This window comes from Nocardia sp. NPDC023852, from assembly GCF_040639505.1.
Lineage (GTDB): Bacteria > Actinomycetota > Actinomycetes > Mycobacteriales > Mycobacteriaceae > Nocardia.
On the sequence record NZ_JBFAAB010000024.1, the window covers coordinates 25,093 to 43,920 of the forward strand.

Consider the following 18,828-nt stretch of genomic DNA (forward strand, 5'->3'; position numbering starts at 1 on the left):
GCGCGGTTTCCACCCAAATCTCAGCGCGTCCGGCGTGTCGCGAAGTCGATGTGCGCGAATTCCGGTGCGCCGGCCGACTTGTAGTGTAACGATGGTGGCACTGCCGAGGGGGCGCTGATGTCGAAGGTGTCGAAAGAGTTTTACGCGGCGACCAGCCGGGATTTTCATACAGGCAGGCCCGAGCCGGTGCGCCTTTCTACCATCTCTCGGCCATCTGGCGGCCGTTCGCCATCCTGAAAAGCTAACTATTCAAAGGGGGATTCTCATGTTCACCACTACGCGATCATTGTCTCTGCTCGGCCTCGACGCCGGAGACCTTGCGCCCGCGGTGCTTTCGGCCGCCGACACCGTCTTGCCGGTGGGTGGCAGCCCCCTGGGGGTGGCGCTGTCTCCCGACGGGGCACGCGCCTACGTGGCCGGCAGTACGTCGAACATGGTCACTGTGCTCGACACCGCGACCGACGGTGTCGTCGCGACCATTCCTACAGGTGCGGGGCCGAGGCTCTTTGCTTTCGCACCCGACGGGGGCCACCTTTATCTGACCGTGGCCGAGGATGGCTTGCTCACCGTGATCGACACCGCCACCAACACGATCACCGCGAGCGTCCCGGTGGGAGCGGCACCCACTGGTGTATCAATCACTCCGGACGGCGGCCACGTCTATGTGGCGAACCAGGGCAGCGAATCGGTCAGCGTGATCGACACCGCGACCAACACCGTCACCGCTACGATCGCAGTGGGAGTGCTGCCGACCGGTGTGGCGGTCACTCCGGACGGGACCCGCGCCTACGTAGGCAACATCCTCGGCGACACCCTCAGCGTGATCGACACCGCGACCAACACCGTCACCGCAACCATCCCTGGAGGCGGCGGCCCGTCGATCGTGGCGATCACCCCGGACGGCACGCGCGCCTACGTCAGCAATAACTTCGCCAGCACTCTCAGCGTGATCGACACCGCCACCAACACCCTCACCGCTACCATCCCGGTCGGCGTCGTGCCGCGTTTCGTGACCATCAGCCAGAACGGCGCCCACGCCTACACGGCGAACTACGGCTCCAACACCGTCAGTGTGATCGACACCGCCACCAACACGCTCACCGGAAACCTGCGGGTCGGGCAAGGCCCGAGCGGTGTCGCGGTCACCTCGGACGACTCCCTGCTCTATGTCACCAACACCGACGACAACACGCTCAGCGTCATCCCTCTGACCCTGGTTCCACGGGAAGGGAGCACCGCAGGTGGCACCCTGGTGACCATCAACGGCCACAACCTCGCCAATGCCAGCGCCGTGCACTTCGGCACCACCGAAGCCACCATCCTCACCAACACTCCGACCTCGATCACCGTCGTCACCCCTGCCGGGGGCGGAGCGGTCCCTGTGACGGTCACCACCCCGGGCGGCACCGGATCTCTGGGGTACTTCATCTACTTCCCACCACCGCTGATCAACAGCATCAGCCCCGCCGAAGGCTCCCCCGACGGTGGTACCGCTGTCATCACCGGCTTCAACCTGTCCGGCGCGATCGCCGTGTCCATCGGCCCCAGCCCCGTCATCATCCAGTCCGCCACGCCCACCCAGCTCACTGTCAGCACCATCTTCGGACAAAGCCCCGGCACGTTTCCGGTCATCGTGACCACCCCGGGTGGCAGCGTCGATGATCTCACCTACACCTACCTCACCGGCCCCAACATCAATAATGTCAACCCGAGCGCCGGACCGGCTACCGGCGGCAACGTCGTGACCATCACCGGCAGCAGCCTCGCTCACACCGACACGGTGACCTTCGACGGCATCCCGGCTAGCTTCTCTGCCATCTCCGACACCACGATCAGCACCATCGCCCCGCCCCACCCCGCCAGCCCAGGAATCACCCTCACCGTGACCACCCCCGGCGGCCAGAGCTCCTGGACCTACAGCTACGAGCAACCCCCGGCCCTCTGATCCAAGCGCGTTGCATCGCCGGATCCTTGTCAATAGACAGTGAGCGGAGGTGATTTGGGAAAGTCGACGGGCAGGGACACCAGCGCGCGGTGGAACGGGCCGGGTCGCCAGACCAGGTCCTGCGCCGGGACGGCGAGCCGCAGCTCGGGCAGGGCATCAAGCAGCTGATCGATGGCGTCCTGGGCAATGAGGTATGCCGCCGACCTGGCCGGACAGGCGTGCGGTCCGAGACTCCATGCGAGATGAGCTCGGTTGTCGGTGTATTCACCCGTATTGATAGCGGGGTCGTTGTTGCAGCCGGTCATGCTGATCACGACCGGCTGGTGCGCGGGCAGCCAGACGCCGTCGATGAGGATGGGCTGCTTCGGGTAGCTGACGCAGTAGTTGGCCCCTGGCGGATCACTGAACAGCACCTCATCGAGGGCGTCGCGGGTCGACAAACTACCGCCGAGGATGCCGCTCGCGAACCGGTGGTCGGTGAGCATCAACCGCAGGGTGTTGACGATCAAGTTCTGCGTCGGCTCGATTCCCGCGCCGTACAACGTGACCAGCTGGTGGATCATCTCCACGTCGTCGAGGGCAGCGGGGTGCCGCAACAACCGCGAGGTGATGTCGTCGCCCGGTTCTTTCCGCTTCGTCTGCACCAGGCTGTAAAGCGCGTCGGTGATCATCGCGTTGCCCTTGGCCGCGTTGACGCCCTCGAAGATGGCGGCCATGCCGGTCGCGACGTGCTGCCCGATATCCGGTGGGCAGCCGAGTATGGCGTTGAGCACCGCGAAGGTGAGCGGGAACGCGTACTGGCTGACCAGTTCCGCCGCGCCGTCCTGGCAGAAGGCATTGATCAGCGGAAGGGCGATCTGCTCGATAGTGGCGTGCAGGGCGTGCAGATCGACCTCGGCGATGGCCGCGACGGTGGCCTGCCGATAGCGTAGATGTTCCAGGCCCGCGCTGCGCAAGGCATTGGGCCTCCACTCCAGCATCGGCAGGACCGGGCACTCGCCGGGGATGTTCTTCTGCCAGGTGCGCGGATCGGCCGGAAAGTGCTCGGGGTCGTGGAGAATGCGCAGGGCCGTGTAGTAGCCGATCACCAAGGTGGCGGGCACATCCGGCGCCAACTCCACCGGAACGAGTGGACCATACCTGTCGCGCATCTCGGCATAGGCGCGGTGCGGATCTACCGCGAACGCCTCCGAATACAGTGCGACCCTGGGGCCGTCGGTGTCGATCGGCGAACCATGCTGGACGGGGCAGACAGAATCGGACGTCGACGTGGGTGGCGGGAAATGTGGCGTGGTCAAAAGACGGGACTCCAAAAAGGAAACAAGCATTCGACGACGTGGTCGGTACGCGCGGCACGCGGCTCGGTCACATGCCCAGCTTTTGTACGGGTAACGGTTTTCAGGTTGATCGGCACGAGCCTCGATGGGGGGCGGGGTACAACTGGACCCGTGATCTGTTATCTCCCTTCCTGATCGGTCTACGGCATTCCCTCGCGCCCAGCTGATCGAGGCTAACACCTGGCGGCCCATGAGGAATGGTATTGGAACCATCGTTGTGGATGAGCTTCTGACGCATGCCGAAGAACGCTTGCCGGACCGGAGACGCACGTGCCCGGATTTACAGCGTCAGGCGCCGAGGTCCGATCGTGTAGGTGCTACTGGCATTGCCGCGGCCACCTCGTCGCGGCAGATTCTGTGTCAGAGCAGCTTTGTCCTAGACGGAGCTTGATACAGTGACGACTTCTCACATCAACGTGGAGGATCTCCCGTGCCATGCTGAATGTCATTGCCAATTTCGCGCTCTCGAAGAGTTTTTCGTGAGCTACCGGCCGGACAAGACCTCCGTGGAGATGCGGCTGCCGCCAGACCGGTACTGCGACGCCAAGTTGGGCACTTTCGTCCACTAGAACCCTTTTCGATCCCGGCTTTCGCCGAGCGGAGCGACGACGACTACGCCGCCTTCATGCGGAATCCGACCGCGGGAACAACCACAGCCGATCGGATTCCGTATGCCGAGTGGTATCTCAACTCGTTGCCGGTGCCGGATTCACCGACCCCGCCGCGGACGCGGTGTCATAGACCGTGCGCGCGGCGGCGATCTCGCCTTGGTGGGTTTCGGTCCAGGTCACCAGAGCCTGGATGGTCTCGTGCAAGCTGCCGCCGAGGTCGGTGAGTGCGTAGTCGACCCGCGGCGGAACTACCGGGTGGACGGTCCGGCGCACCAGACCGTCCCGTTCCAGGTGCCGCAGGGTGCGGGTGAGCATGCGCTGGCTGACTCCATCGATCTCGCGCTGCAGCTCGGTGAACCGCATGGTCCGGCCCGCGAGCAGCGCGATGGCCAGCAGCGACCACTTGTCGGCGATACGGTCGAGGATCTGGCGCACCTCGCAGTCCTCGCGGGAGTCCCATTGTTTGGCCGTGTAGTCGACGGTATCCGGACAGTAACTATGGGACATCAATGTGCCGTCTTCCATAGCAGTCAATGGTGACGCATGATGCTGCCAGTTACAAGGAGTAACTGACCGGCTCATCGGTAACTTGAAAGGAAGGCATCCGGTAGTGAGTGCATACGCAGGCAAGAAGGCCGTGGTCACCGGCGGCACCCACGGCATGGGGCTCGCGATCGTCGAGGCGCTGCTCGCCAAAGGAATGGAGGTGGTGCTGACCGGCCGCAATGCGAGGACCCTGGACGAAGCTCGGACCCGGTTGGCCGAACGCGCAGCACATATCGTGGCTTCGGATGCCGCGAGCATGACCGATATCGATGACCTCGGGGCCGTGGTCGAGCAGCAACTGGGCCGAATCGACGCGCTGTTCGTCAACCACGGCACCGCGGAATTCCAGACGCTCGACGAGGCCACCGAGGAGTCGTACGACCGCCAGTTCGCGGTCAACACCAAGGGTGCGTTCTTCACGGTGCGCAGACTCGCGCCACTGCTCGCCGACGGAGGCGCGATCGTCTTCACGACCGTCGCGAACGACGTGGTCTTTCCCGGACTCAGCGCGTACTCCGGATCGAAGGAGGCGCTCCGGGCGATCTCCCAGGTGCTGGCCGCGGAGTTGCTGCCGCGGCGGATTCGGGTCAACGCGGTGGCGCCCGGATTCATCGAGACGCCGACCATGGGCGTAGTCGGACTGACCGAGCAGCAGCGCGCCGACTTTCTCGCACAAGGCGAGCGAAGTACACCGTTGCGGCGCAACGGAACAGTCGAGGAGGTCGCAAAGGCGGCGCTTTTCCTGGCTTTCGACGCAACTTTCACCACGGGCGTCGAGCTTCCCGTCGACGGCGGCTGGGGACAGGGACTCACGGTTCCGTCCGACAATACGACCGGAGCGGCGGCATGACGCGCAAGGTCGGGTCGTTCGCGGAGATCGAGGCGGAGTTCAACGCATTCGTCGGTCGCATTGTCTACGCCACCATGGTGACCGTGGACGCGCAGAACCGGCCACGCACCCGGGTGCTGATTCCGGTGTGGGAGAACGTCGACGGACATCCGCTGGGCTGGCTCGCCACCTACAAGACGCCGGTCAAGGCGGCGCATATCGCGCGAAATCCGCACGTGAACTTCTCGTATTGGGCGCCGGGTCATAATTCGGTCGCGGTCGATGCCACCGCGAGGTGGGTCGATGATCCCCAGACCAGGCAGCGGATCTGGAACCTCTACGCGCGGACCAGCCCACCGGGAGCCGGGTATCACCTGGGGCAGTTCTGGCGTTCGCCCGACGATTCGCAGCTGCACATCGTGCGTCTGGATCCGTGGCGGATCCAGGTTATTCGGGGCATGGATCTGCGCAGCCGGATCTGGCAGATTCCGGCCGAGACGGATGGCGGGATGCCCGAGGCGCGTCCCAGCGAAGAGGCACCCGGATCGCGCCGCGCGACGCTTACAGCAGGCCCCGAAGTTCCAGGTCGGTCGCGTATTTCTCGATGAGCCCACGCGACACGTGCGGAATATCGTGATCGGCACCGATATTCGCGGCCTGGACAGCGGATCGGAATTTCTTCGTGGGAAGGGCGGATCCCCGAGCGGCAGGAGCCGGGTACCGGTAGGCGTGCAGCAACGGCAGCAGCGAGGCTTGGCGCTGCTTTTCCGGTAACGCCCGCAGCGCGCTCTCGAAGCGGGCGAGCCACTCGCCGTAGTCGGCGATCCGCTCGATCCGGTGACCGGAGTCGATCAGCCAGTCGACGAACTCGTCGAGCGAGAGGCCGTCGTCGTGTGGGTTGAGCACGTCGAACGTCTGGAACCCCGCGGTGGCCGCGGCGCCGAGGGTCGTGATCGCCTCGGCGGTGAAGTCCGCGGGCAGGCCGTCGTAGTGGGCGCGCGGCCGGTCGCCCTCGGTGTCAATGCGGTAGAAGGAGAACGGCGCGATCCCGGTGGCGATCAGGCTCACCAGCAATCGAGTGAACATGTCCGGCACGTTGAGCTGACCGGCGTAGCGGCTGTGCGCCAGGATCATGTCCGAACGGAATACCGCGACCGGCAGACCACACAGGTCGTTGGCCTCCCGCAGCAGCACCTCCCCCGCCCACTTGCTGGTGCCGTAGCCATTGGCGTAGCTCTCGTCGACAGCGCGCGTCGCGCTTATCTCACGGATGTCGCTGTCTTCATCGAAGTCAGGCGAATCAATCTGCGCGGCCACCGCGACGGTCGACAAATAGGTGAACGGCTTCAGCCGGGTGGTGACGGCCAGGCGGATCAACTCGGCGGTGCCGACCACATTCGGCCCGAACAGCTGCCGGTACGGCAACACATGGTTGACCAGCGCGGCCGGATGCACGATCAGATCCACGCTACCGGCGAGCCGGCGCCACGTCGCCTCGTCCAGGCCGAGGTTCGGCTCGCCGATGTCGCCGGCGAGCACCTCGAGGTTCGTCGCGGCCAGTTCCTGGAAATGCCGGATCAGCACCTGGTCGCCGCTGTCGAAGGCGGCGTCGAGGCGTTTGCGTGCGGCGGTCTGGTCGCCGCCGCGCACCAGGCAGATCAGCGTGCCCCCGATCGCGTTCAGCCGCTCCAGCCATGCCAGGCACAGAAAGCGGCCGAGGTAGCCGTTCGCGCCGGTGAGCAGCACGGTCCGGGTGGGCCCCGCGGGGTGTGGCAGCGCTGCCGCGTTCGCAAGGGTGCCGGCGTCGAGGAATTTGTCGAGCGTGAGCTCGTCCGCGCGGACCCGCGAGCCGTCGCTATGCACGGAGGCGAAGGTCGGGCGCGGATCGCCCGAAACTTGCTCGGCCGCGAGGTAGTCCGCCACCTCACGCAGACCGTTGGCCGGGCTGATCACCACCGACACCGGTACCTCGACGCCGAAGATGTCCTGCAGCAGGTTCGAGAAGGACAGCGCCGAAAGGGAATCACCACCGAGATCGGTGAAACGCGCGTCGGGTCGCAGGTCGGTGCTCGCGCATCCCAGCAGTGCCCTGGCGGCGCGGCTCACCGTCTCCAGCACAGGCAGATCGGCCGCGGCGCGGCGCAAGTCGAGCAACTCCTTGGCCTGGCCCTCGGCCAGCTCCGCGTACAACTGCTCCAACCGCTGCCCATAACGCTCTTTCAGCTTGGGCCGCAGCAACTTCCCGATGCCGCTGAGCAGTCCGTTGTCGGTCGTGAATGGCTGCGTCTCGATCAGAAAAGCGCGCGGGATCTCATAGGAGTGCAGGTCGGCGTCCATGGCGAGCTGCTGCAGTGACTCGCTCAGCGCCGCCTCTAGTTTGCCGCGGTCGCCGTCTGCCGACGCGTCATCGGTGGGCACGATCACCGCGAGCAGGTAGGCGCGTTCGCTGCTGCCGTACACGAAGATCTGCCGGATCAGCGGGCTGGTGGCGTAGACGGCCTCCAGATGCGATACGGCGACGAATTCGCCCTGGGACAATTTCAGCACGTTGTTGCGGCGGTCGACGTAGACCAGCCGATCGGGTTCGAGTTCGGCGACGATGTCGCCGGTCTTGTAGAAACCGTCCTCATCGAAGACCTCGGCGGTGATCTCGGGCCGTTTGTAGTACCCGGGAATCATGGTGATGCTCTTCAGCAGCAGCTCGCCGCGCGGATGCGGTTTGTCGGTACGGAAGTAGCCCAGCTCGGGGACGTCCGCGAGCCGGTAGTCGAGCACCGGCGGCCGCCGCACCTGGTTGTCGATCAGGATGCCCCCGCCTGCCTCGGTGGAGCCGTATCCGTCGTGCAGATCCAGGCCGAGCACCGACTCGATGAAGGCTTTCATCTCCGCTCCCACCGGCGCGCTCCCGCAGATGGCCGTCATCACGCGCCCGCCGAGGAAGTCTTGGCACAGTTCGGCTTTCACCTGCGCTTCCAGCGCGGCGCGATCGACGCCCGGTCCGCCGCGCCGGTCCACTTCGCTCTGATAGCGCTGGAACACCATGTCGCACACGCGCGGGACGAAGAACAGCTCGGTAGGGCGGGCCAGCGCGATGTCGTCGAAAAGCGTGGACATGTCGCTCTCGGCGGTGAAATACGCCGTGCCGCCGCGCGCGAGCACACCGGTGAGCGACACGCGGCCGGCGACATGGCTCATCGGCATGTAGTTGAGGTTGATCGCGGCTGCCTCCGGCCGGTCCAACCACGCCGCGGTGACCAACCGTTCGGTGTACATCGCGCCCTTGGGCGTACCCGTACTTCCCGAGGTGTAGATCAGCAGCGCCAGCGGGTCGTCTCCGGACTCAGCAACGAACAGCGGCGCGGGCGGCAGGCGACGTCCGCGCTCGAGCACCTCGTCGAGCGATTCGACGACGACCGGGCTGCCCGCGGCCGCCAGCCGTTCACGTGCCGCCTCGAACGCCGCACGCTGGCCGTCGTCGCGTGCGTGGTAGTCGAAGACCACCAGACACTCGGGCGCGGGACCTGCCAAGACGCATTCGACGGCCGCGTCCAGCAGTTCTGGTGTCGCGGCGAGCACCCGCGGCACGGTCTCCCCGACGATCGCGGTCAACTGGGCGACGGATGCAGTGGACTGGAGAGGAACGGCGACCAGTCCCAAGTGGACGCAGGTCAAGTCGAGTGTGGTGTAGTCACTGCTCGTGAATCCGAGCATGGCTACGAAATCACCTGCGCGCAGCGGATTCTCCGCGTCGCCGTGCCACGCGGCGGCAATCGTGCGAACCCGTTCCCACAACTCGCCGTAGGTGAGGGTGTCGAAGCGTGGCAGTAGCGTGCGCGACGTGCGGCCGGTGGTCTCGTCGGTCCGCAACTGCACCGCACGCTGCCCGAGGGCAGGCCGATCGGCATAGCCGACCATGACCTGCTCGACGATCTGCGCGAGCCGCAACCCGGGCTTGCGGATCGCCCGCACAACCTCCGCACCCGGTGTGGCATGGCGGATGTCTTCATGTTCGGCGTACAGCTCGGCGATGCGGCTCATCGCCCCTGCCTCGCGTGTCCCTGCCTCCACGGCCGACCTCCTTTTTCTGGAAGACGCCTCCGACCTCGAATAAGTTAGCTTGCCTAATCATTCTAGGCCAACCATAGGCTGTGGCAAGTACCAGTGACACGAGACACGGCATACCAAATGTCGCAAATGTACGGTGGATTTTCTTCTGTGTGGCACTCAGCCGCCGGTACCAGGTCTACCGGGCCTGTTATCCCCGAACTCCAGGAGTGGGATGTCTACCGCTGCGCGTACACCGGCACCACGCTGCGGCAGCATCTCGACCTACGCGAGCCGCTCACCCCGGGAGACCCGCCGCCCCCGAGCTCTGCGTCGTCGACCTTCAGAGAACGGATTCGATCGCCGACACCAGTTCCGGCGCGTCGGGCGTCACGGTCGGACGGAAGCGGCCCGCCACCTTGCCGTCCCGGTCGATCAGGAACTTCTCGAAGTTCCACTGGATGTCACCGGCGTTACCCTCGGCGTCGGCGGTCTTCACCAGGGTCTGATACAGGCCGTGCCGATTCTCGCCGTTGACCTCGGCCTTCTCCAGCAACGGGAAGTCGACGCCGTAGGTGGTGACACAGAACTGCTGAATCTCCTCCGCGGTACCAGGCTCCTGGCCCATGAACTGGTTGCATGGCACGCCTACCACGCTGAACCCGCGCGGCCCGTAGGCCTTCTGCAGGTCCACCAGGCCGGAATACTGCGGCGTCAGCCCACATTTCGACGCCACGTTGACAACCAGGACGGCGTGGTCACCGACCAGGTCGGACAGCGTCGTCGACTCGCCGGACAGTGTGCGCAGCGGTACGTCTCGAAGGCTCATTCGTTCGGACCTGCCAATTCTTGATTCCGTTGATCCACCCCGAGGGCCACGGTACCGGATCGAGCAGGTGCGGGCTCGGGCGCGATGCCGGGCGGGCGGTGCGCAACGGTACTCAGCGCAATCTGGTTCGGCGCATGAGCCGCAGCGACATCAAGGTCATCTTCAGCTGTTTGCCGTAGGGCTGACCCGATCGCGCGGCGAGCACCTGGCGCTTGAGCACGCCGACGTTCACCGTGTCGGTATACTTGAGCAGGCCCTCGTCTCCGTGGCGAATGCCGACACCGGACTGCTTCACCCCGCCCGACGGCGTGGATTTGGCGGCATAGGTCGCGACGAACCCGTCGTTGATGTTGATGCTGCCGGCCTGGAGCTGGGCGGCGATCTGGTTGGCATGCCTCGGATTCCGGCTCCATACGCTCGCGTTCAGTCCGTAGTCGGTGGCGTTGGCGAGGCGGACCGCCTCCTGCTCGTCGTCGAACGGGTACACCGTAACGACGGGGCCGAAGGTTTCCAGCGTCGCGTGCGTCATCTCGGGGGTCACCCCGGTCAGCACGGTGGCCTCGTAGAAAGCGGGTCCGATGTCCGGGCGCGCTTTGCCGCCGACGTGGACCGTGGCACCTTTGGCACGCGCGTCCTCGACGTGGGCGGCGACCCGCTCGAGATGCTGCGGGGAGACCAAGGAACCGAACTCCGGCGCGTAGTCGTACGCACCGCCGATCTTGCCGTTCAATTCGTCTGTGGCCGCGACCAATCGGCGCACGAACTCGTCATGGATACTGCGGTGCACGTAGATCCGCTCGATGTGCATGCACGCCTGGCCCGAGTTGGCGAACGCGGCGAAGACCGCCCCGGGGATCACCTCGTTCAGATTCGCGTCCTCGAGCACGATCATCGGGTTCTTGCCGCCGAGTTCCAGACCGCAGCCGATGAGGTTACGTCCCGCCCGTTCGCCGACGACCCGTCCGGTGGCGGTGGAGCCGGTGAACATAACGAACTCGACGTTGTCGATCAGGGCGGGTCCGATATCCGGCCCCTCGCCGCACACCACCTGCACCAGTCCGCGCGGCAGCCCGGCACGGTGCAACAGTTCGACCCCATAGAGCACGCACAGGGCCGTCTTGTTGTCCGGCTTCAGCACGACTCCGTTGCCCGCCATGAGTGCCGGCATGGCATCGGACATGGCGATGGCGAAGGGGAAATTCCACGGCGCGATCACCGCGACCAGCCCCTTGGGCCGCCGCTCCTCGGTCGAGGTGGTCAGCAGCGGCATGGGGCCCGCGTGCCGTTTCGGCCGCAGCACCCGGCGTGCGGTCTTCAGATAATGGCTGATCACCATGGGCACGTCACAGGACTCCTCGACGGCCATCCGGCGGGTCTTGCCGCAACCGATCTGGATGAGGTCGGCGATGGTCTCCACTTCGACCAGGATCAGCTCGTGCAGACGCTCGAACACACGCAGGCGCTGCCGCAGCGGCAGTGCGGACCATTCCCGCTGCGCGGCGCGCGCGCTCGCGCACGCCGCAGCCACGTCGTGCGGTCTCGACTGCGGCAGTTCGCCGACGGGCGCGCCGGTGTAGACCTCGGTCATCGTGAACGGCGCCGCGCTGCCATCTGCGGCGACCAACCCGGTCAGCCGGTCGATCATCTCGTGGGTGATCCTGGCGGGTACGGCGGTCTTCTCGGTATCTGTGCTCATCGGATCTTCTCCATGACGTCGGGCATCACCGCAGGTGTCGGGCCGGCTGCCGCACCCAAATTAGAACACGTTCCGGTTCGACTCCATACTATTCGCAGCGGAGTTCGGCGCGTACCTGCCATGACCGGAGAATTTTCGCGCAGGCGTCCGTGACGATGGACAGTGTCCGAGTCAGGCAGTAGCGCGCTAGCGCCGACCACGGCCGAGCCACCTCCCACTCCGATGACTTCGCCGGGTTGGCCGGAAACCGAACCCTGGGCGATCGCTTGCTCGTATCTTTGCCGTAGTCGGTACAGATCGGAGTAAAACAGTGCAACCAGATGGGCACATCGCGGATTACGTCGTCGTCGGGTCGGGATCCGCGGGTGCGGTCGTGGCCAATCGGCTCAGCGCCGATCCCGGAACGACCGTGGTGCTGCTCGAAGCAGGCCCGCCGGACAAGAACAAGTTCATTCATATCCCCGCCGCGTTCGCGAAACTCTTTCGCTCCGAGGTGGATTGGGGCTATCTCACGCAGCCGCAGCCGGAACTGGCGAACCGCGAGATCTACTGGCCGCGCGGCAAGATGTTCGGCGGCTCGTCCTCGATGAACGCCATGATGTGGGTACGTGGATTCCGTGCCGACTACGACGAGTGGGCGCTGCTGGCGGGCGCGGAGTGGAGCTTCGCCGCGGCCGTCGAACAGTTCCGTCGGATCGAACTGGTCGAGAACGCTCAGTATCCCGACGAGGGGACCGACGGACCGCTGCACATCTCCCGCCAACGCAGCCCGCGCGGCCTCACCGCCGCGTATCTGGCCGCGGTCGAGGAGGCGGGCTACGACGTCGAGCCGCCGAACCGGCCGCAGCCGGAGGGATTCAGCGAGACCATGGTGACTCAGCGCGGCGGGCGCCGTTGGAGCACCGCCGATGCGTACTTGCGGCCCGCCCTGCGTCGCCCGAACCTCACGGTCCGCACCGAGGCGCTGGCCACGAAAGTGCTCTTCGATGGCACGCGCGCTGTCGGCGTGGAATACCGCAGGGGCGGCGGCACGCACACGGTGACCGCGCGGCGCGAGGTCGTGCTGTGCGGCGGTGCGATCAACAGCCCTCAGCTGCTGATGCTTTCGGGCATCGGCGATCGCGACGAGCTGACCCGCCAGGGCATCGAGGTTCGCCAGCACGCGCCGGACGTGGGGGCGAACCTGCAAGACCATCTGGTCGCGGCTGTCGGCTACAGCGTAGCGTCCGATTCACTGTTCGCCGCCTTGAAACCGCGCCAGCTGCTGGACTACCTGCTCCGGCACCGCGGCATGCTCACCTCGAACGTGGGCGAGGCCTACGGGTTCGTGCGCAGCAGGCCGGAGTTGGAGGTGCCCGACCTGGAGCTGGTTTTCGCGCCCGCCCCGTTCTTCCACGAGGGACTGGTCGACCCTACCGAGCACGGCGTGGTCCTCGCGAGTGTGCTGCTGCGCCCGCACAGTCGCGGGCGGATCACGCTGTCCTCGGCCGATCCGTCCGCCAAGCCGCTGATCGATCCGCGTTATCTGTCCGACAGCGCGGGCGCGGACCGTGCGGCCATGATGGCCGGGTTGCGCGTCTGCGCCGACATCGCGGCCGAGCCGTCGATGAAGGCGGTGCTCGGCCCGCTGATCTACCCGCCGCAGGCGCCCACCGAACGGGAAGCCGTCCTCGAACTGACGCTGAACGCCTACTCGCACACCCTGTACCACCCGGTCGGCACGTGCCGGATGGGCACCGACACCGGTAGTGTCGTCACGCCACGGTTGGAAGTCCGTGGTGTGCAAGGACTACGGGTCGCCGACGCCTCGGTGATGCCGCTGATCATCCGCGGCCACACGCACGCGCCCGCGGTGTTCATCGGCGAGCAGGCGGCCAAGTTCATCCTCGCTGAGTAGTGGGCTCATGACGCCACGAAAAGCCCCAGCGAGGCGACCGCCAGCACGAGATACGGCAGCGGGTACCCGATGTGCGAGTACCACCGCGCCCACACCACGGTGAGCACGGCGCCGAGGAAGTAGGCGACCAAGCCGACGGCGGCGGCAGCGCCGATCGGTGGAACCGCGAGACCGACCAGCAACCCGGCCGCCGACCGACGGGAGCCGGGCGATGACCTCACCACCGCCCTGCTCCACGCCGACATGGAGAACGAGCTGACGATCGACGAGCTGTGCAACATGCTCTGGATAGTGATCGTGGCCGGACACGAGACCACCGTGCACCTGTTGGGCAATGCCGTCGTAACGCTGTGCACCCATCCTGAACAACGCGCCAAAGCGCTCGCCGAGGACCGATGTCGTGGAGGAAATGCTGCGGTACAAGTCATCTGTCGTCGGCGCCCTCATCGGACGCCGATACGTTCGATATCGACCACGACCATCGGGACCAGTTGGCGTTCGGTCGCGGCCCGCACTTCTGCCTCGGTGCGCCACTCGCCCGACTCGAGAGCCGCATAGCACTCTCCATGCTGTTCAATCGCTTTCCGCGGTTGAGCCTCGCGTGCGATCCGACGGACATCGAGTACGCCCCGCAGATCAGCACCAACGGCCCCCTCGCGCTTCCGGTGCGACTCGATTCCCCCACCTGACGATGTCGGCCGGATGCGGCTCCCCGCGTCCGGCTCCCTCGGCTCAGGTCAGTGCGTCGCCACCGACTCCCGAGCACTGCCGCGCTCGGTGAGTTCCGCCAACCTGCGGCGCCGGAAATCCCGTGGCGTCTCACCGAAACGCGCCTTGAATGCCGCGGAGAACCAGGCGGGGGTGAAGCCACTGCGGATGGCCAGGTCGCGGATGGGCACTGCCTCCCGTGCCGGGTCCTCGAGCAGGTCGCGGGCCGCGCGCAGCGCCTCGTCCCGACGCACATCACGGAACGTGGTACCCGACTGCTGCAGGACCGTTCGCAGCTGCCGGGGAGACCAGCCCAACGCGTGTGCCACCGCGGGCAATCGCACGTCACCATGGCCTACGTTCGCCCGCACATATCGCCGAATCTGCTCGGCGATATGTGCGTGATGAGCCCGCTGCGGTTGGGTGTCTCCGAGCGATATCAAGGACAGCAGCTCGGCGAGCCGATCGCAGACCGCGTTGAACTCACGGTCGGAGAGATTCGACTGTTCGGCGTGGGTGCTGCGGATCAGGGCCTGAGTGATCCGGCCGAGGCCGGACCCCAGGTCGAGCACCCTGCCCCTCGAGCCGGAAGACCCCGTGCGATGGTCGATCTCGGTGCGAGGCACCTGGAACGCGTACGCCGATAATTCCGGGATGTATTGCTGGCACACGTCATCGAGGGCGGTCAGCGCCGCGTGGCCGGAATGCGCCCAGGTCACCTCATCCCGATAACGGACCGAGTATAAGCCCTGTTCAGGGAGGACGACCCAGTAGAAGTCGTCGCAGGGACCGTGACGGATGTTGGTCCGCGTTCGGGAGGACGTGCAGGTTCCGCGCTGCTCCCAGCGCAGCAACCGATATACCGTCGACTCCTGAACCGTCAGCCCCGAATGCCACCGATCGGGATCGACGTACTCATAGTCCATCGGAACGAAGCTGTTGGCGACCATGGTCCACGACTTCGAATCACTCGCGGTCACCTCATAGCATTTCATGGTGACAATCCCAACCTATCGCCGTCGAGCCACCGATACCGTATTGTGCACCAACACAATACGGCTGCACCATAGACAACGCCCAGTTCGATCTCGGCGTCCGTCCACGTGTAGACGCCAGTCGTAGTACCAGGCACCGGCTGCCACGGTCTGAGGCAGTGTTGCCAGATCATTTCCTGTATCGAGACGAGTGCGGCGAAAGTGAAACGTGCCAAGGGTATTGATAGCGTTCTGACCTTGTCGCTCTCTGTCTGATTCCGCCAGCCTGGCAAGAAAAAGGCCTTCCCAGCGCCAGACCGAGAATATCTCGGCTCGCTGCTCGACCCGCCGACGAGCACCCCGAGCTGCTCGAGACGTTGCGGCGGCACATCGCCGACAACCTCAACCAGCAGGGCACCGCGCGCCCGCTGTCTGTGCACACCATACGATGGACTACCGGCTCGAGTGGATCGGACAGCTGACCGGATTCGATCCGTCGCAGCCGTCAAGCTGCGGTATCTGCGCTGGGCGCTGGTGGCCCGGACGTCCCGGGCGAACTGATCACCAGACGACCCCCCACCGGGCGAACCTGGTGCGGTCTTGTCCTCGCTCACGGCTCGAACACACCGACAAACTCAGCGAGACACTGTTCACCCACACCGTCACGGGCTAGATTTGCCACAACCGGATCGAACGCGCGCCACTCTCTGTCGTCAGTGCGTCAAAACGGCCGACTTCGTCACCACAGAATGATGCCGCCCTAACGATCAGCAGCACGCACCGACTCAGGAGATGTCGTGTGTCTGACCGCTCGTAACCAGCCAACATCTGTTCAGGGAGATCCCTTGGAACCGCTGATCCGCAACCGACCAGGCACACGTAGTGCAGTCGCTACCACTCTCGTCACCGCGGCCCTGCTCGCCGCTCCCCTCGGCTCGACCGACGCCACAGCACGTCCCCTCGGCCCCTTCGACGTCGGCGGAGCTATCGAAGTCGAATACGACCAAGCAGGCGGCCCCGCCTTATTCGGCGACGCCACCAGCCCCGAATCCGATGCCGCCCGCGGCGGCCGCTATCAAACCTTTCAGCGCGACGCCTCGATTTACTGGCACCCCGGCACCGGAGCCAACCAAATCGGCGGCGCCATCCGCGGCAAATGGGGCAACCTCGGCTTCGAGAACGGATTCCTCGGCTACCCCGTCACCCGGGAAGCCGCCACTCCCACCAAACCCGGCGCCTACAACCACTTCCAAGGCGGCTCCATCTACTGGTCTCTCGGCACCGACGCCCACCAAATCGGCGGCGCGATCCGGGACAAATGGGGCAGCTACGGCTGGGAAGCCAGCCCCCTCGGCTTCCCCATCACCGACGAAACCGCTGCCCGCAAAGACAACGGCCGCTACAACCTCTTCGGCGGCGGCGCCATCTACTACTCCCCGCGCACAGGAGCCCACGTCGTCTGGGGCGCCCTACGCGATACCTGGGAAGCCGCAGGTTCCGAAGCCGGCCGCTACGGCTATCCCACCAGCGACGAATACGACTTCGAAAACGGCAAAGCCCAAGACTTCCAAGGCGGCCGCATCACTTGGACTCCCTGAAACGAAATGAACCGGCCCGGCGAACTCGCTGCACCACCGAAGATTCGAATCAGCGGGGCAGCGCCCCGGCGATAACCGCGGTTACCATCTTGCGGACTGCTCCGGCCTCGGGCGGTGCGCCTTTCCGGTCGGCGAACAGCAGGTGCCCGGCCCCGATCAGCGTGGGAGCGAGTGTGTCGACGTCGGCATCGGCGGCGATGCGACCCAGTTCACGCTCCGCGGCGAGGTAGGAGGCGATCATGGTCGCAGCTTCCGTGAGGATCGGGACACCGGCAGGCCAAGTCTGGCGCAATCGTCCGCGCAGCTCGTCCCGGAAAACGAGGAGGGCGACGATTGCCACAGCGACCGACCCGAACAGGGCCGTCAGCGCGTCAGCGAGGTTGTCGGCGATCGTGCCGGTCCCGGCGGAGTCGCGCAGGGCGGCGGCCTGAGAATCCATCCGATGGATGCGATCGAGCACGAATTCGGCGAGAAAGACGTCGAAGTCATCGAAGTGCCGGTGCAGAACACCCTTGGCGCAGCCTGCCTCCTCCGTGACCGCCCGGCTGGTCAGCGCGCTCGGCCCGTCTCGGAGCAAGACCCGCTCGGCAGCGGCGAACAGCTGCTCCCGTACGTCACGGATAGCCAACCCGGTCGGCACCGCGCACCCACGCGGTCTACCGCCGGGTCGTGCCCGACTCGCCGATCTATCAGCGCGGGATGCCCCGCCCGGACGGGTACTCGGCGCTGTGCGCCAACGCCGCCGACGGTATCCGGCAGGTCGGCGGGTTCTGCGACCCTGAGCAGTGGCAATTCGAATGGGACCGGCCCTACACCCGGGACGAGTGGCTGGACCAGCTACCTACCCATGGCTTCCACACTCAGCTCCCGCCGGCCGAGCTGCGGGAGATACTCGCGGGGATCGGCGCCGCCATCGACGCAGTGGGAGGCACCTTCACGATGCGTTACACCGCTGTGGTGGTCACTGCGGCACGAACCGCCACCTGAACCGCGGGTGCCGCCTGCCCCGGTAAGGATGGCCCCTGTCGCCTTCGACCATGCGGGATCGCGAGTTTTCGAGTCTCCCGGCTCGCCTGGGCGATTCACCGGACGCAAGTCGAATATTGCCAGCCGGGCGCAGCACTGCCCGCGAAAGGCAACGGCGCAGCAGAATGCCAACGTGGGATCTGACGAACGTTCGATCGCCGCGCCGGGGCCGGGGTCAACCGTGCAGCCCACGTTCCAGCAGCGACCACGCACGTATGGCTGTCTCCTCCCGGGAAGGCGGCGCCGTCTTCGCGAGCATCGCGGCGAGCATCGCGATCGCCATGATGACGTCCGAGGCCGTCACGTCCGCGCGCAGCGCGCCACGCCTGTCCGGGTCGTCGAGCTTGCGGTTTATCAGGTTGATCAGGCGCCACGCGACCTGGAAGAGGCGAGGGTCGTCCGTGCCGGCGGGATCGAGCATCGCGATGAACGCCGCCGAAGAGGCGAGCTGTGCCACGATCACGGCGAGAACGTGGTCGACGGTCGCGTCCGGATCCGCCGCGATTGTCTCGACCTCACAGATGTTCTCCTCGAACACGGCCAGTGCAATGCTTTCGCGATTCGGGAAGTGGCGATACAGCACACCCTGCCCTACCCCGGCGGCGCGCGCGATCGAGCTGAGCGGCGCGTCGAAGCCGTTCTCCGCGAAGACCAGCCGTGCAGCCCGAATCAGCGCGGCTCGATTTCCCGGTGCCGCCCTCGGCCCGCGGTTCGCCCGGCGTGGTGCTACTGCCATTCCTGAAACATTAATGCACCGAATCCGGTGGCTCGGCCTGCTGCCAGGTGCA

General features: G+C 65.8%; 17 protein-coding genes and 1 pseudogene. 9 read left to right on the forward strand and 9 right to left on the reverse strand.

Features of this window, described 5'->3' with window-relative positions:
• Positions 1-265: 265 nt before the first annotated feature.
• Positions 266-1,945, forward strand: coding sequence for an IPT/TIG domain-containing protein (locus tag AB0H00_RS25640; RefSeq protein ID WP_357270990.1), 1,680 nt, complete (start codon positions 266-268; stop codon positions 1,943-1,945).
• A gap of 29 nt (positions 1,946-1,974) precedes the next feature.
• Here AB0H00_RS25640 and AB0H00_RS25645 read toward each other — a convergent pair whose 3' ends face one another.
• The gene (locus AB0H00_RS25645; protein ID WP_357270993.1) at positions 1,975-3,243 is read right to left on the reverse strand and encodes a cytochrome P450; all 1,269 of its coding nucleotides are present in this window, start codon (positions 3,241-3,243) and stop codon (positions 1,975-1,977) included.
• A 725-nt stretch (positions 3,244-3,968) separates the two neighbouring features.
• A complete protein-coding gene (locus AB0H00_RS25650) occupies positions 3,969-4,418 on the reverse strand; it encodes a helix-turn-helix domain-containing protein (protein WP_357270996.1) in 450 nt (149 codons plus the stop codon).
• A gap of 85 nt (positions 4,419-4,503) precedes the next feature.
• On the opposite strand from AB0H00_RS25650, the gene AB0H00_RS25655 reads away from it, so the two are divergent.
• On the forward strand, positions 4,504-5,289 hold the full coding sequence (locus AB0H00_RS25655; RefSeq protein WP_357270999.1) for an SDR family oxidoreductase: 786 nt from the start codon (positions 4,504-4,506) through the stop codon (positions 5,287-5,289).
• Positions 5,286-5,876 (forward strand): pyridoxamine 5'-phosphate oxidase family protein, encoded by a 591-nt coding sequence (locus AB0H00_RS25660; RefSeq protein ID WP_357271002.1) that lies wholly within the window; start codon positions 5,286-5,288, stop codon positions 5,874-5,876. The genes AB0H00_RS25655 and AB0H00_RS25660 overlap by 4 nt, the downstream gene beginning before the upstream one ends.
• On the opposite strand, the gene car is transcribed toward AB0H00_RS25660, so the two are convergent.
• The 3 genes from car to AB0H00_RS25675 form a co-directional block, all read right to left on the reverse strand.
• Entirely contained in the window at positions 5,830-9,306 is a 3,477-nt protein-coding gene (gene car / locus AB0H00_RS25665) for a carboxylic acid reductase (RefSeq protein WP_357271172.1), read from the reverse strand. The two genes, AB0H00_RS25660 and car, sit on opposite strands and share 47 nt — an antisense overlap.
• A 349-nt stretch (positions 9,307-9,655) precedes the next feature.
• A complete protein-coding gene (locus AB0H00_RS25670) occupies positions 9,656-10,141 on the reverse strand; it encodes a glutathione peroxidase (protein ID WP_357271005.1) in 486 nt (161 codons plus the stop codon).
• 112 nt (positions 10,142-10,253) lie between these two features.
• On the reverse strand, positions 10,254-11,837 hold the full coding sequence (locus tag AB0H00_RS25675) for a succinic semialdehyde dehydrogenase (protein WP_357271008.1): 1,584 nt from the start codon (positions 11,835-11,837) through the stop codon (positions 10,254-10,256).
• A gap of 310 nt (positions 11,838-12,147) precedes the next feature.
• Here AB0H00_RS25675 and AB0H00_RS25680 point away from each other — a divergent pair, with 310 nt between their 5' ends.
• A complete protein-coding gene (locus AB0H00_RS25680; RefSeq protein ID WP_357271011.1) occupies positions 12,148-13,734 on the forward strand; it encodes a GMC family oxidoreductase N-terminal domain-containing protein in 1,587 nt (528 codons plus the stop codon).
• Positions 13,735-13,739: 5 nt separating this feature from the next.
• Here AB0H00_RS25680 and AB0H00_RS25685 read toward each other — a convergent pair whose 3' ends face one another.
• Positions 13,740-14,015: a DoxX family protein gene (locus tag AB0H00_RS25685; protein ID WP_357271014.1), complete on the reverse strand. Its 276-nt coding sequence runs from the start codon at positions 14,013-14,015 to the stop codon at positions 13,740-13,742.
• Between AB0H00_RS25685 and AB0H00_RS25690 the strand changes: the two genes are divergently transcribed.
• Together AB0H00_RS25690 and AB0H00_RS25695 are read left to right on the forward strand one after the other, a co-directional pair.
• Positions 13,978-14,292, forward strand: coding sequence for a hypothetical protein (locus AB0H00_RS25690; RefSeq protein ID WP_357271017.1), 315 nt, complete (start codon positions 13,978-13,980; stop codon positions 14,290-14,292). The two genes, AB0H00_RS25685 and AB0H00_RS25690, sit on opposite strands and share 38 nt — an antisense overlap.
• Entirely contained in the window at positions 14,202-14,423 is a 222-nt protein-coding gene (locus tag AB0H00_RS25695) for a cytochrome P450 (protein ID WP_357271175.1), read from the forward strand. Before AB0H00_RS25690 ends, AB0H00_RS25695 begins: the two co-directional genes overlap by 91 nt.
• A 48-nt stretch (positions 14,424-14,471) precedes the next feature.
• Here AB0H00_RS25695 and AB0H00_RS25700 read toward each other — a convergent pair whose 3' ends face one another.
• Complete coding sequence (locus AB0H00_RS25700; RefSeq protein WP_357271020.1) at positions 14,472-15,422, reverse strand: AraC family transcriptional regulator; 951 nt, start codon at positions 15,420-15,422, stop codon at positions 14,472-14,474.
• Positions 15,423-15,734: 312 nt separating this feature from the next.
• On the opposite strand from AB0H00_RS25700, the pseudogene AB0H00_RS25705 reads away from it, so the two are divergent.
• A pseudogene (locus AB0H00_RS25705) lies at positions 15,735-15,977 on the forward strand (helix-turn-helix domain-containing protein); the annotation flags it as partial.
• A gap of 284 nt (positions 15,978-16,261) precedes the next feature.
• Positions 16,262-17,014: a hypothetical protein gene (locus tag AB0H00_RS25710; protein WP_357271022.1), complete on the forward strand. Its 753-nt coding sequence runs from the start codon at positions 16,262-16,264 to the stop codon at positions 17,012-17,014.
• A gap of 49 nt (positions 17,015-17,063) precedes the next feature.
• Here the strand turns inward: AB0H00_RS25710 and AB0H00_RS25715 are convergent, their stop codons facing one another.
• Positions 17,064-17,654: a TetR/AcrR family transcriptional regulator gene (locus AB0H00_RS25715; RefSeq protein WP_357271025.1), complete on the reverse strand. Its 591-nt coding sequence runs from the start codon at positions 17,652-17,654 to the stop codon at positions 17,064-17,066.
• A gap of 29 nt (positions 17,655-17,683) precedes the next feature.
• Here AB0H00_RS25715 and AB0H00_RS25720 point away from each other — a divergent pair, with 29 nt between their 5' ends.
• Positions 17,684-18,001 (forward strand): hypothetical protein, encoded by a 318-nt coding sequence (locus AB0H00_RS25720; RefSeq protein WP_357271028.1) that lies wholly within the window; start codon positions 17,684-17,686, stop codon positions 17,999-18,001.
• Between the two features lie 214 nt (positions 18,002-18,215).
• Here AB0H00_RS25720 and AB0H00_RS25725 read toward each other — a convergent pair whose 3' ends face one another.
• The gene (locus AB0H00_RS25725; protein WP_357271031.1) at positions 18,216-18,776 is read right to left on the reverse strand and encodes a helix-turn-helix domain-containing protein; all 561 of its coding nucleotides are present in this window, start codon (positions 18,774-18,776) and stop codon (positions 18,216-18,218) included.
• Positions 18,777-18,828 lie beyond the last annotated feature (52 nt).